This is a genomic window from Rathayibacter rubneri (genome assembly GCF_023743255.1).
Lineage (GTDB): Bacteria > Actinomycetota > Actinomycetes > Actinomycetales > Microbacteriaceae > Rathayibacter > Rathayibacter rubneri.
In genome coordinates this window covers 1-13,214 of sequence record NZ_JAMRYM010000092.1, presented here as the reverse complement: position 1 = coordinate 13,214, position 13,214 = coordinate 1, and the positions used below count along the sequence as shown (strand labels likewise).

The following is a 13,214-nucleotide window of genomic DNA, read 5'->3' as shown; positions in this document are numbered from 1 at the left end:
CTCCGCTGCTGGGCGGGCTGCTCGCGGTGGTGGCGGTGCGCGCCGCGCTGGCGTGGGCGACCGAGGTGAACGCGGTCCGGGGCGGAGTGGGGGCGAAGGCGCAGCTGCGCGCGGCGGTCCTCGAGGCCGTCGTCGCGCTCGGTCCGTCGGGGCGCTCGGGCAGCGGCTCCGGGGGCGACGTCGCGCTGCTGGGCGGCGGGCTCGACGCGCTCGACGGCTACTTCGCCCGCTATCTGCCGCAGCTGATCGCGACGGCGGTGACGACTCCGATCCTCGTCGGCGTGGTCCTGATCGCCGATCCGCTCAGTGCCCTCTTCCTCATCGTGACGCTCCCGCTGATCCCGGTCTTCATGATCCTGATCGGCTGGGCGACGCAGGCCGTGCAGAAGCGGCAGTGGGACCGGCTGCAGGCGCTCGCCTCCGGCTTCGTCGACACGGTCGGCGGGCTCGCGACGCTGAAGATCTTCGGGCGGGCGGAGCGGCAGAGCGCCCGGATCCGCGCTCTGACCGAGGAGTACCGCGTGCACACCATGAAGGTGCTGCGCGTGACGTTCGTGAGCGGATTCGTGCTCGAGCTCGCGGGGTCGCTGTCGGTCGCCCTCGTCGCGGTCTCGATCGGCCTGCGGCTGGTCGACGGGTCGCTCGCGCTGGCGGTGGGCCTCTTCGTCCTCGTGCTGGCGCCGGACGTGTTCCTGCCCGTCCGCCAGGTCGGCGCCGAGTTCCACGCGGCGGCCGACGGCGTGCAGGCCGCCGACGCGGCCTTCTCGGTGATCGAGCGCGCGTCGCTCCTGCCCGCCGCGTCGCCTGCTCCCGAGGCGCGCGGCGCCCTCGAGCTGCGGCGGGTCGCGGTCGACGACGGAGCGGGACGCGTGCTCGCTCCCGTCGACGCGACCTTCGCCCCCGGCACGATCACGGCGGTCGTCGGAGCGAGCGGTTCCGGCAAGTCCACTCTGCTCGGCGTCCTCGCGGACGTCGTGCCCTCCTCGGGCACCGTCCTCCTCGGCGGGAAGCCGGTCGCCGCCCGGTCCGGCCGCGAGTGGCTGGCCTGGGCGGGGCAGCGCGCGGATCTCCTGCCCGGCACGGTCGGATCGAACACCGCCCTCGGCGCGAGGTCGGCCGACGCCGACCGGCTGGACCGGGCCCTGCGGCTCGACGTCGACCGCCGCGTGGACGCGGAGGGGACGGGCCTCTCGGGCGGGCAGAGCGCCAGGGTCGCCGTCGCGCGCGCCGTGCACCGCCTGCTCGAGCGGGGCGGCGCGGTTCTGGCCCTCGACGAGCCGACGGCGGCGCTCGACGACGAATCGGAGCGGCGGCTGCTCGCCGGACTGCGCTCCCTGGCCGACGAGGGCGCGATCGTGATCGTCGCGACGCACCGCCCGGCGACGATCGCCGCCGCCGATGCCGTCCTCGCGCTCTCTCCGGCCGAGGCGGTGCTCCGATGAGGCGCGCCGACGTCCTCCGCGCGGCGATGCCGCCCGCGCGGCGCTTCCTGCCCGGCCTCTCCTTCGGCCTCCTGTCCTCCGCCTCCGTCGTCGCCCTGCTGGCCTGCTCGGCGTGGCTGATCGTCCGCGCGGCGGAGCAGCCGCCGATCCTCTTCCTCTCGATGGCGGTCGTCGGGGTCCGCGCCTTCGCCCTCGCCCGTGCCTTCTTCCGCTACCTCGAGCGGCTGAGCGGTCACGACGCCGCCTTCCGGGCTCTCGCGGACCTGCGGGCCGGCGTCTACGACCGGCTCGTCCCCGTGGCGCCGGACGGGCTCGGCCGGGTGCGCCGCGGCGACCTCGTCTCGCGCGTGGTCGCCGACGTCGACGCGCAGCAGGACGTGCCGCTGCGGATCGTGCAGCCGCTGGTGGTGGCGCTGACCGTGTCGACGCTCGCCGTGGTGGGCGTCTGGCTCCTGCTCCCCGCCGCCGGAGCGGTGCTGCTCGCGCTCCTGCTCGTCGCCGTCGTCGCGGGGGCGCTGGGCTCCGGGCTCGTCTCGGCGCGCGCCGACCGCGAGCTGGCGCCCCTGCGGGGGGAGCTCGCCGAGCGGCTCAACCTGCTGGTCACCCGGCTCGACGTCCTGATCGCCTTCGACGCGGCGGAGGGTGCGCTGGCCGACGTCGCCGAGGCGGAGGCGGCCCTCACCCGCGCCGCCCGGCGCCGCGCCGCGTCGACGGGCCTCGCCGCGGCGATCGTCGCGCTCTGCTCCGGTGGCGCGGTCTGGGCGTCGCTGGCGCTCGGCATCCCCTCGGTGGAGTCGCTCGGGGGTCCCGCCCTGGGCGTGCTCGCGCTGGTGCCGCTGGCCGTCTTCGAGGTCGTGGCGGTCGCTCCGGCGGCGGTGCAGTCGGCGCGCACGGCCCTCTCGAGCGCGCAGCGTCTCGCGGATCTCGACCGCGAGGCCGCGTCGCCGGCCCTGGCGACCGATGCCGACGTCGATCCGCTCGCACCGGCGCCGCAGGGTGCCGATCTCGTGCTCCGCGATCTGTCGGTGTCGTGGCCGGGGGCCTCCGCTCCCGCTCTGGCGCACGTGAGCCTCGATCTGCCCGCGGGCGAGCGGGTCCTCGTGACCGGCGGCAGCGGATCCGGCAAGACCACGCTCGCCCACGCGCTCGTGCGGTTCCTCGACCACTCCGGCTCGTACCTGATCGGGGGAGTGGAGGCTCGCCTCCTGCCGCAGGCCGACGTGCGCCGCGTGGTCGGCCTCGTCGAGCAGCAGCCGTACCTCTTCGACGACACCATCCGGCAGAACCTGCTCTTCGCGCGTCCCTCCGCATCGGTCGAGGAGCTCGAGGCCGTGCTCGACCGGGTCGGACTCGCCGGCTGGACCGCGTCCCGCGGCGGGCTGGACGCCCGCGTGGGGGAGCGCGGCTCCCTCGTCTCGGGCGGGCAGGCGCAGCGCCTCGCCCTCGCGCGAGCCCTGCTGGCCGACTTCGCGGTGCTCGTCCTCGACGAGCCCACCGCCTCGGTCGACGCCCCGGTCGCCGACGCGCTGCTCGCCGATCTCCTCGACGCCGCGGGCGGCCGCACCGTGATCCTGATCGCGCACCGCGTGGATCCGTCGCTCGCCTTCGACCGCCGGGTCGTCGTCTCGGGAGGGACCGCCGTCAGCGTGTGACGAGCGCGGCGGCCCGGGCGGGCATCCCGCCCTCGGAGGCCCAGCGGTCCAGGACCGCGTCCATCCGTGCGCGAGCGCGCCCGTCGAGGGCGTCGCGCAGGGGGCGCACCACGTCCCGGGCGAGCGGATCCACGAGCTCGACGACCCTCCCGTCGCGCACGAAGCCCTCCAACCGGGTCAGATCGGAGGCGCGCAGCAGAGCGACGCGGGACTGCAGCAGCACGACCGCGGCGAGCCGGTGCTCGAAGACGGGCGGCTGCCAGAGCTCCGAGGACAGAGCGGTCACGTCGTCATGGCTCAGCCCGCGGAACTTGTTCAGCGCGTCCCGGACGCTCCCGCGCACCGCCCCGACCGACGCCCCGGTGGAGTCCAGCCCGTTCCCGAGCCGCTCGCGCACGTCCTGAGCACGCCACTCGTCGCCCTCGTAGGCCAGGACGGCGCGCAGGAAGTCACCGGCCTCGCTCATACCGCCACTGCGCGAGGGGAGCACGGGCGCCGTCGGAGGAGAGGAGGATCGCGAGCTCCTCGCGCTCGAGCGACGCGACCGGAGCGTGGTCGGCCATCGCGAGGAACGCGCCGTCGGACGCCTCGTAGCTGCCGGCTCCGCCGCCGAGGGTGCCGGCGCGCTCGCCCTCGCCGAGGAAGAGGAGGTAGTCCTCGCCCGGGACGAGGAGCGGCTGCTGGGCGCTCGTGCTCAGGACGCCGTCGAGGACGCCGCCCCACTGCGTGATGATGAGGCGATCGGGGCTCTCGCCCTTGTGCACGCCCGTCACGTCGAGCACGACCTCGGTGGTGGCGTAGGCGTCCTCTCCGCTCGCCGCCTCCCGCTCCTCCTCGGACGCCTCGGAGAGAGGGTTCAGGAACGGGTCGTCCCCCTCGAAGACCGGGTACGCGACGACGTCCGACGTCGAGACGACGGTGCCCTCGACGATCCGGTCGGCGTCCGCGACCAGTTCCTCGAGCTCGTAGTACGGGTACTCGAGGATCGCCTGCGCGGTGCTCGTGACCGAGGGTGCGGCGGGAGCGGTCGCGCATCCTGCGGCGAGGAGGGCCGGGAGCAGGAGCACCGCCGAGGCGACGGCACGGGCGGGAGGAGAGGGAGGCACCTCCCCATCCTGCAGGATCGGTGGAGCGCCGTCAGGGCAGGGGTCGGCGCAGCGCGTCCAGGCGGCGCCGCCACGCGTCGAGTCGGCCGGGCTCGGCGGCGAGCGCCGGTCCGCCGACCCAGGAGGTCGCCAGCCGCGCCCCGTGCAGGGCGTTGACCACCCACACCTCCCGGCCGTCGAGCGACTCCGGCTCGGTGGGCGCTTCGAGGACATCGACGCCGAGGGCACCGGCGAGCACCGAGATCGTGCGCGCCGTGACGCTGCGCACGCGCGGGCTGGTGGGCGGAGGGACGACGAGGGTGTCGCCGAGCCACCACAGCACGGCGCTCGTCGCGCCGTCGAGGATCGCGCCGTCGGCGTCGAGGATCACGGCCTCGTCGGCGCCGTTCGCGATCGCCCGCGACCGCAGGAGCGCGAGCCGGGCGATGTCCGGACCCTTCCACTCCGGGACGCGCCGCGGGTCGACGGGGCTGGTCCAGAGGACGACCGAGCGGGTGCGCGGCGGGGCGGGCCGCAGCCGCAGGTGCAGTCCGTCGGAGTCGAGCTCGACGCGGGGGAAGAGGTCGCCGGTGCGGGGGAGCGCGGCGACGGCCGCGTCGAAGAAGGCGCCGGCGTCGGCCGGGCTCCCGGCCGCCGAGATCGCGCCCAGGAAGCGCTCGCGGTGCAGGTCGAGTCCGCGCACGCGGCCCTCGGAGACGAGCCACGAGTCGGCGGCGAGGAGAGGGGGACCCGACGGCTCGCGCGGGGCGCCGAGCTGTCGCCCGTCCCAGTCCCGCACCTGCTCGTCGTCCACGACGGCCTACGCTAGCCCAGTGGTCGGCGCCCCGCTCTTCGAGGACCCGCACGAGGTGGTCCTGCCGTGGGTGGACCCCGAGCGGGCGTTCCTCGCCCTGTACCGCGACGCGGAGGCGGCCTTCTGGCTCGACTCCGGCGCCGGCGCGGGCCGCTCCTTCCTGGGCTCCTGCGCGCCGTCCGACGCGATCGTCGTCGAGGCCGGCGGCGACGTGCCGGAGGCGCTCGCTCGCGTCGATGCGGAGTCGACGGGCGGCGACCGTGCGCTCGGCCGCTACGGCTGGCTCTCCTACGAGGCGGGCGCGCCCTTCGTCGCGCTGCCCGTCCCCGAGGCGTCCGCCGACGCGCCTCCCGCCCTCGTGCTCCTCCGCGGCGACCCTGTGCTCGAGTTCGACCACACCGCGCAGTCGCTCCGGGTCGTGTCCTCCCGGCCCCGGCGCACGGAGGCGGACCGCCTCGCCGTGGCGCTGACAGCGCTCGCCGAGGAGCCCCTCGCGGATCCCGCTCCCGCCGAGCCCGTGTCCGGCGTCCGCTGGCGCCACGGGCGCGACGCCTATCTCGAGCTGATCCGCCTCTGCCAGGCCGCGATCCGCGCCGGCGACGCCTATCAGCTCTGCCTCACCAACGAGGTCGTCGTCGAGGGCTCCTTCGACGCCGTGGAGTGCTACCGGCGGCTGCGCCGCTCGAGTCCGAGCCACCACGGCGGTCTGATCCGCTTCGGCGGTCGCTCCCTCGTCAGCGCCTCGCCCGAGCGCTTCCTGACGCGCGAGGCGGGCGGACGCGCCGCAACGCATCCGATCAAGGGCACCCGCCCCCGTGGTCGCGACGCGGCCGAGGACGGGGCCCTGCGCGAGGAGCTGCTCTCGAGCGTCAAGGAGCGCGCCGAGAACGTCATGATCGTCGACCTCGTCCGCAACGACCTGGCCCGCATCGCGAGGCCCGCCTCCGTGCGCGTGGACCGGCTCCTCGAGGTCGAGACCTACCCGCACGTGCACCAGCTGGTCAGCGAGGTGTCGGCGCTGCCCGCCGAGGGAGTGGGGCCCGCCGCGCTGATCGCCGCGACCTTCCCCGCCGGCTCGATGACGGGAGCGCCCAAGCGCCGCGCCGTCGAGCTGCTGCGCGAGTGGGAGCAGGGGCCGCGCGGCGTCTACTCCGGCGCGTTCGGGAGGATCGGCGCCGACGGCTCGCTGGATCTCGCGATGACCATCCGGAGCCTCGTGATCGAGCCGGAGCGGGCTCGGCTGGGCACCGGCGGCGGCATCACCGTCCTCTCGGTGCCCGAGGAGGAGGTGGAGGAGACGCGGCTGAAGGCGCGCGCGCTGCTCGCCGCGCTCGGAGTGCCCCCGGAGGTCGCGGAGGATTCGTCGCCCGGTCGCTAGGGGCCAGTAGGGTGGTTCGTCGGACGCCGCCCCCGGGGGCCGTGCGCGTCCTCACCCACCCTGATGAAGTAGGACACACCTGTGGCAGACGAGACCTCCCAGCAGACCGGCGCGAACGACGAGGACCGCTACGACTTCCGCGCGCTTCAAGAGAAGTGGCTCCCCATTTGGGAGGAGACCCGCCCGTTCTCGACGGACCTCCCGGACGACAAGCGCCCCCGCAAGTACGTGCTCGACATGTTCCCGTACCCCTCCGGCGACCTGCACATGGGCCACGCCGAGGCGTACGCGCTCGGCGACGTCATCGCGCGCTACTGGCGCCAGCAGGGCTTCAACGTGCTCCACCCGATCGGCTGGGACAGCTTCGGCCTGCCCGCCGAGAACGCGGCGATCAAGCGCGGACTGAACCCCGTCACCTGGACCTACGACAACATCGAGCAGCAGAAGCGCTCGATGAAGCGCTACGCCGCCTCCTTCGACTGGGACCGCGTCATCCACACGTCCGACCCGGACTATTACAAGTGGAACCAGTGGCTGTTCCTGAAGATGTACGAGAAGGGCCTCGCCTACCGCAAGGACAGCTGGGTGAACTGGGACCCGGTGGACCAGACCGTCCTCGCCAACGAGCAGGTCTTGGCCGACGGCACGTCCGAGCGCTCGGGCGCCGTGGTGGTCAAGAAGAAGCTCACCCAGTGGTACTTCAAGATCACCGACTACGCCGACCGCCTGCTCGACGACCTCAACCAGCTCGAGGGCTCCTGGCCGTCGAAGGTCATCGCGATGCAGCGCAACTGGATCGGCCGCTCCATCGGTGCCGACGTCGAGTTCGAGATCGAGGGCCGCGACGAGCGCGTCACCGTCTTCACGACGCGCCCCGACACCCTCTACGGCGCGACCTTCATGGTCGTCGCCCCCGACTCCGACCTCGCGACCGAGCTGGTCGAGAGCTCCGAGCCCGAGCTCCGCCAGGCGTTCCGGTCGTACCTCGAGAAGGTGCAGAAGTCGAGCGAGATCGAGCGCCTCACGGCCGACCGCCCCAAGACCGGCGTGTTCCTCGGCCGCTACGCGATCAACCCGGTCAACGGCGAGCGCCTGCCGATCTGGGCCGCCGACTACGTGCTGTCCGACTACGGCCACGGCGCGGTCATGGCCGTCCCGGCGCACGATCAGCGCGACCTCGACTTCGCCCGCGCCTTCGACCTGCCCGTGCGCGTCGTCGTCGACACCTCCGCGCCCGTCACCGGCGCGATCCCGGTGATCCCCGAGGACCCGGAGGAGCTCGCCGCGCTCGAAGCGCGCTACTCCGCCGACCCCGCGGTCACCGGCGAGGCGCTGACCGGCGACGGCCGCCTGATGAACTCGGGCCCGCTCGACGGACTCTCCAAGCGCACCGCGATCGAGCGCGTGATCAAGCTGCTCGAGGAGCGCGGCCGCGGCCGCTCGGCGAAGAACTACCGCCTCCGCGACTGGCTCATCTCGCGCCAGCGCTACTGGGGCACGCCCATCCCGATCATCCACGGCGAGAACGGCGAGCTGATCCCCGTGCCCGAGGACCAGCTGCCGGTGGTCCTCCCGCCGACCGAGGGCCTCGACCTGCAGCCCAAGGGCTCATCGCCGCTGGGCGCGGCGGAGGACTGGGTGAACGTGCCGAACCCCGTCGACGGCACCCCCGCGCGCCGCGACCCGGACACGATGGACACGTTCGTCGACTCCTCCTGGTACTTCCTCCGCTTCCTGTCGCCCAAGGACGACACGCAGGCGTTCGACCCGAAGCTCGCCGAGAAGTGGGCGCCCGTCGACCAGTACGTCGGAGGCGTGACCCACGCGATCCTGCACCTGCTCTACGCGCGGTTCATCACCAAGGTGCTCTTCGACCTCGGCTACGTGTCCTTCACCGAGCCGTTCACCGCACTGCTCAACCAGGGCATGGTGCAGATGGACGGCGCCGCGATGTCGAAGTCCAAGGGCAACATCGTGCGCCTGTCGGAGCAGCTCGACGAGTACGGCGTCGACGCGGTGCGCCTCACCATGGCGTTCGCCGGCCCGCCCGAGGACGACATCGACTGGGCCGACGTCTCGCCGTCCGGCAGCGCGAAGTTCCTCGCCCGCGCCTGGCGCCTCGCGAAGGACGTCACCTCGAAGCCCGACATCGAGTGGAAGAACGGCGACGCCGCCCTCCGCCGCCAGACGCACCGGTTCCTCGCCGAGTCGCCGTCGCTCATCGAGGCGTTCAAGTTCAACGTCGTCGTCGCCCGCCTGATGGAGCTCGTCAACGCGACCCGCAAGACCATCGACTCGGGTGCCGGAGGCGGCGACGCCGCGGTGCGCGAGGCCGCCGAGGTCATCGCGATGGCGCTCAACCTCTTCGCGCCCTACACGGCCGAGGACATGTGGAACCGCCTGGGCTACCAGGGCCCCGTCGCGCACGTCGTCTGGCGCAAGGCCGACGCGACGCTGCTCGTCGAGGAGAAGGTCACCGCGATCCTCCAGGTCGACGGAAAGGTGCGCGACCGCCTCGAGGTGTCGCCCAAGATCTCGTCGGACGAGCTCGAGGAGAAGGCGCGGGCCACGGCCGGCGTCGCCCGGGCTCTCGTCGGCCGCGAGGTCGTCAAGGCGATCGTGCGGGCGCCGCGACTGGTGAACCTGGTGACGAAGGCCGTCTAGCTCGTCGTGTTCTGAACGCAGGGGCTCCTCCACATCGGAGGGGCCCCTGCGTCGTCCACGGATCGTCGTCCCGCTGCCCGGCCTCGTCCGCCCTGCTCCTAGCGTTCTCGGATGCAGCAGAGCGACGGGACGGCGGATCCGGCGCTCCTCCTGCGCCCGCGTCGGCCCAGAGCCCGCTGGCGGATCGGGACGGGCGCCGCCGTCGTGCTGGTGCTCGCCGCGGCCGTGATCGCCGTGCTGCTCGCCGGGGCGCAGGCGAGCGGCCGGACGAGGGTGCTGCCGGCGGTCTCCGCGGCACAGAGCGGAGCACCGTCCGCAGCGCCCTCCTCCGCTGCGTCGTCACCGGCCCTCTACGTGCACGTCGCGGGAGAGGTGGTGTCGCCCGGGCTCTACCTGCTGAAGGACGGTGCGCGCGTCGCGGACGCTCTCGCGGCCGCGGGAGGGGCGACGGAGTCGGCCGATCCCGACGCCGTCAACCTCGCGCGCCGCGTGGTCGACGGGGAGCAGCTGCTGGTTCCCGCGGTCGGAGCCGCTCCCGCGGCGGGCGCCGCGCCCGGAGCAGGGGACGCCTCCGGACCGGTCAGCCTCAGCACCGCCACGGCCGCGCAACTCGAGGAGCTGCCCGAGGTCGGGCCGGCGACCGCGGCGAAGATCATCGCCTACCGCGAGGCCAACGGACCCTTCAGCTCCGTCGATCAGCTGCTCGAGGTGCCGGGGATCGGCGAGAAGACCCTCGAGGCCTTCCGCGACGAGGTGGGGCCGTGAGGGCGGCAGACCTCCGGCTCGCACCGATCGCTCTCGCGACGTGGACGGCTTCGGTCTCGTGCGGACTGCTCCCGATCTCCGTGGTCCTCGGCAGCGGCGCGGGGATGGTCCTGACGGCATGGGCCGCGGTCGTCCTCGTCGTGCTCGCGACGGTGCGACTGCGCCGGGCCGTCCTCGCGGTCGTGGCCGTCTCGCTCGCCGGAGCCGCCCTGGCGATCACCGCGGTCGTCCTCTCGGCGCCGGAACGGCATCCGGAGCCGCTCGTGCGGGCGGCCGAGGAGCGCACCAGGGTCGAGATGGAAGTGGGGGTCGAGACCGCGGCCCGTCCGCTCGCCACGGGCGGGGTCTGGTTCGACGCGGTCGCCCTCTCCGTCGGCGGTGCCCGGACAGCCGCTCCGGTGCGCGTGTTCCTGGCCGATCCCGGCGGGAGGATCGCCGTCGGCTCCGAGCTGCTGATCGAGGCGCGAGCGGACGGCGGGACCGGCGATCCGGCGGGGGAGCGCACCCTGGTCACCGCCTCCGAGGTCCTGGAGCGACGATCGCCGGCGGGGATCGCGGCCGTCGCCGAGGTCCTGCGGTCACGCTTCCTCGCCCGGACCGGGGTGCTCGGAGGGGACGTCGCCGGACTCCTGCCCGGGCTCGCAACAGGCGACACGACCGCCCTGCCGGCGGATCTCGAGGAGGACATGCGGACCGCGTCGCTCACCCACCTCACGGCCGTCTCCGGCGCGAACTGCGCCGTGGTCGTCGTCGCGGGCTGGGCGATCGCCTCCCTGCTCGGAGCGAGCCGGCTGCTCCGCACGCTCGCGGCCCTCGTGACGCTCGGCGCCTTCGTGGTGCTCGTCACACCGGAGCCCAGCGTGGTGCGCGCCGCAGTGATGGCCACCGTGGTCCTCCTGGCGCGGCTGGGTCGGCGATCCGGAGCGGCCGTGCCGGCCCTGCTCCTGAGCGTCGTCGTCCTCGTGGTGGCCGATCCGAGCATCGCGGGGAAGCTCGGCTTCGTGCTGTCCGTCCTCGCCACCGCCGGGCTGCTGCTGCTCGCCGAGCCGCTGATGCGCCGGCTCGCCGAGATCCTGCCCCGTCCGCTGGCCCTCGTCCTCGCCGTGCCGACGGCCGCGCAGCTCGCCTGCCAGCCGGTCGTGCTGCTCGTCGACCCGTCCGTCCCCGTCTACGGGATCCTCGCGAACCTGCTCGCCGAGCCCGCCGCTCCGCTCGCCACCGGGCTCGGGCTGGTCGGCTGCCTGCTCGCGCCACTGTGGCCGTCCGCAGCGGATGTCGCGATCCGCCTGGCCGCGGTGCCCACCTGGTGGATCGCGTCGATCGCCCGCGCCGTGTCGAGCTGGCCGTCACCGCGGCTCGCCTGGTGGCCGGGGCTCGCCGGGGTGCTCGCGCTGACCGTGCTGACCGTGCTGGCGCTCCTGCTGCTGACCCGCTCGCGCCGGTGGGCGGCGGCACGACGGGTGATCGCCGCCGGCCTGGCCGCTCTGCTCGTCGCAGGAGCGGCCTCCGCTCTCGCCACGCCGCTCCTGCGGTCCGCCTCGGTCCCCGAGGACTGGCGCGTGGCCATGTGCGACGCGGGTCAGGGCGACGCGATCCTGCTCCGGGGAGACGCGGGCGTGCTGCTCGTGGACGCCGGACCGCTGCCGGAGCGGCTCGAGGCGTGCCTCGCCCTCCTCGGAGTCGACCGCGTCGCGCTGCTCGTGCTCACCCACTACGACCTCGACCACGTCGGGGGAGTGGGCGCGGTCATCGGGCGGGTGGACTCCGCGCTCGTCGGTCCCGTCGCCGAGGTCGAGGACGAGCGCGACCGGCGGGCGCTCCGGGAGGGTGGAGCGGAGGTGCGCGAGACGGCACGGGGCGAGGAGGGGGCGCTCGGGTCCCTCCGCTGGCGCGTGCTGTGGCCCGAGCAGGGGAGCACGCTGAGCGGCAACGCTGCGAGCGTCGCCCTCCGCGTCGACATCGGACCGGACTCGATCGGCCGTCCGCTGTCGATCGCGCTGCTGGGCGATCTGGGGGCGGAGGAGCAGGGCCGGCTCGCGCGCCTGGCTCCGGAGCGGGTGGACGTGGTCAAGGTCGCCCACCACGGATCGTCCGACCAGGCGCCCGCGCTGTACGACGCCCTCGACGCGCGCCTCGGTCTGGTCTCGGTCGGGGCGGACAACGACTACGGGCATCCCGCTCCGTCGCTGCTCTCGCTCCTCGCCGAGCGCGGGGTCGAGGCGCTGAGGTCGGACGTCGAGGGTACGGTCGTCCTGGCGTCGCGGCCCGACGGGATCACGGTGTGGGCGAGCGGTGCGGCGGCGGTGCCGGCGGCCGCGGGCGGGCACGGGCAGACCGTAGGGTTGATGGCGCTCGAACGGGCGGGCGACGGCGATCGCAGGACGGAAGGACGACGGCATGGCAGGCAGAGCCCCCTCGCGCGCGAAGGCGGCGCCCTCGAAGGCGGCGATCCCGCAGCTCGCGTGGAACGAGACGCGTCCCGCTCCCGTCGTGCTGATCACCGGCCCCGAGCAGTTCCTCGCCGACCGCGCCCTGCGGTTCCTCCGCGAGTTCCTCCGCGCCGAGGACCCCAGCCTCGAGGTCAGCGACATCGACGCCGGCGGCTACGCGCCCGGCGAGCTGCTGACGCTCGCGAGCCCGTCCCTGTTCGACGAGCCGCGCCTCATCCGCGTCTCGAACGTCGAGAAGTGCACCGACGCGTTCCTCGTCGAGGCCGTCGAGTACCTGGCAGCGCCGGCCGACGGAGCGACCGTGGTGCTGCGGCACGGCGGCGGCAACCGCGGCAAGAAGCTCCTCGACGCCATCCGCTCGGGCAGCGGCGGCGGCATCGAGATCGTCTGCGCCGAGCTCAAGCGCGAGAGCGACAAGGTCGACTTCGCCGTCGCCGAGTTCCGCACCGCCGGCCGCACCGCGACCACGGGGGCCGTCCGGGCCCTGGTCTCGGCGTTCTCGGACGACCTCGACGAGCTCGCGTCCGCCTGCCAGCAGCTCATCTCGGACGCCTCGGGCGAGATCACCGAGGCGACCGTCGCCAAGTACTACGGCGGCCGGGTCGAGACGACCGCGTTCACCGTCGCCGACTCCGCGATCGCCGGTCGGCACGGGGAGGCGCTGCTGGGCCTGCGCCACGCGCTCGCGTCCGGCGCCGACCCCGTGCCGATCGTGGCCGCGTTCGCCAGCAAGCTCCGCACGATGGCGAAGGTCGCCGGCTCCCGAGAGGGCTCCGGCCAGATCGCGTCGCGCCTGGGCCTCGCCCCCTGGCAGGTCGACCGCGCCCGCCGCGACCTCCAGGGCTGGACCGGCGACGGCCTGGGCACCGCGATCGAGACCGTTGCCGACGCCGACGCGAACGTCAAGGGCGGCGGCCGCGACCCCGTCTACGCCCTCGAGCGCATGGTCTCCGTCATCTCCGCC

The 13,214-nt window shown here is 74.3% G+C and carries 9 protein-coding genes and 1 pseudogene; 7 read left to right on the top strand and 3 right to left on the bottom strand.

Features of this window, described 5'->3' with window-relative positions; all coding sequences use genetic code 11:
- Together cydD and cydC are read left to right on the top strand one after the other, a co-directional pair.
- Nucleotides 1-1,442, top strand: a 1,442-nt coding sequence (gene cydD, locus NB037_RS15955) for a thiol reductant ABC exporter subunit CydD (protein WP_251947467.1), incomplete at its 5' end; no start/stop codon positions are given.
- Nucleotides 1,439-3,094: a thiol reductant ABC exporter subunit CydC gene (gene cydC, locus NB037_RS15950; RefSeq protein WP_251947465.1), complete on the top strand. Its 1,656-nt coding sequence runs from the start codon at nucleotides 1,439-1,441 to the stop codon at nucleotides 3,092-3,094. The genes cydD and cydC, both read left to right, overlap by 4 nt.
- Here cydC and NB037_RS15945 read toward each other — a convergent pair.
- Genes NB037_RS15945 through NB037_RS15935 form a run of 3 tightly spaced genes read right to left on the bottom strand, consistent with a single transcriptional unit; the run spans nucleotide 3,084 to nucleotide 4,993 of the window.
- Nucleotides 3,084-3,560 (bottom strand): DNA alkylation repair protein, encoded by a 477-nt coding sequence (locus tag NB037_RS15945; protein WP_251947464.1) that lies wholly within the window; start codon nucleotides 3,558-3,560, stop codon nucleotides 3,084-3,086. The two genes, cydC and NB037_RS15945, sit on opposite strands and share 11 nt — an antisense overlap.
- Nucleotides 3,544-4,200 carry a hypothetical protein gene (locus NB037_RS15940; protein ID WP_251947462.1) on the bottom strand — a complete coding sequence of 219 codons (657 nt, stop codon included), beginning with the start codon at nucleotides 4,198-4,200 and terminating at the stop codon, nucleotides 3,544-3,546. The genes NB037_RS15945 and NB037_RS15940 overlap by 17 nt, the downstream gene beginning before the upstream one ends.
- 31 nt (nucleotides 4,201-4,231) lie before the next feature.
- Nucleotides 4,232-4,993, bottom strand: a complete 762-nt coding sequence (locus tag NB037_RS15935) for an aminotransferase class IV (protein ID WP_251947459.1) — start codon at nucleotides 4,991-4,993, stop codon at nucleotides 4,232-4,234.
- Nucleotides 4,994-5,012: 19 nt separating this feature from the next.
- Between NB037_RS15935 and NB037_RS15930 the strand changes: the two genes are divergently transcribed.
- From NB037_RS15930 to holA, 5 genes and pseudogenes are all read left to right on the top strand, one after another.
- Nucleotides 5,013-6,371 carry an anthranilate synthase component I family protein gene (locus tag NB037_RS15930; RefSeq protein WP_251947457.1) on the top strand — a complete coding sequence of 453 codons (1,359 nt, stop codon included), beginning with the start codon at nucleotides 5,013-5,015 and terminating at the stop codon, nucleotides 6,369-6,371.
- An 81-nt stretch (nucleotides 6,372-6,452) separates the two neighbouring features.
- Nucleotides 6,453-9,035: a leucine--tRNA ligase gene (gene leuS / locus NB037_RS15925; protein ID WP_251947455.1), complete on the top strand. Its 2,583-nt coding sequence runs from the start codon at nucleotides 6,453-6,455 to the stop codon at nucleotides 9,033-9,035.
- Nucleotides 9,036-9,146: 111 nt separating this feature from the next.
- The gene (locus NB037_RS15920) at nucleotides 9,147-9,800 is read left to right on the top strand and encodes a ComEA family DNA-binding protein (RefSeq protein WP_251947452.1); all 654 of its coding nucleotides are present in this window, start codon (nucleotides 9,147-9,149) and stop codon (nucleotides 9,798-9,800) included.
- 104 nt (nucleotides 9,801-9,904) lie between these two features.
- A pseudogene (locus NB037_RS20015) lies at nucleotides 9,905-11,608 on the top strand (ComEC/Rec2 family competence protein); the annotation flags it as partial.
- Between the two features lie 589 nt (nucleotides 11,609-12,197).
- Nucleotides 12,198-13,214, top strand: a 1,017-nt coding sequence (holA, locus tag NB037_RS15910; RefSeq protein ID WP_251947447.1) for a DNA polymerase III subunit delta, incomplete at its 3' end; no start/stop codon positions are given.

Excerpts from the sequence above, each read along its gene's own strand:
- cydC (WP_251947465.1), top strand. The coding sequence starts at position 1,439 with ATGAGGCGCGCCGACGTCCTCCGCGCGGCGATGCCGCCCGCGCGGCGC.
- NB037_RS15945 (WP_251947464.1), bottom strand. The coding sequence starts at position 3,560 with ATGAGCGAGGCCGGTGACTTCCTGCGCGCCGTCCTGGCCTACGAGGGC.
- NB037_RS15920 (WP_251947452.1), top strand. The coding sequence starts at position 9,147 with ATGCAGCAGAGCGACGGGACGGCGGATCCGGCGCTCCTCCTGCGCCCG.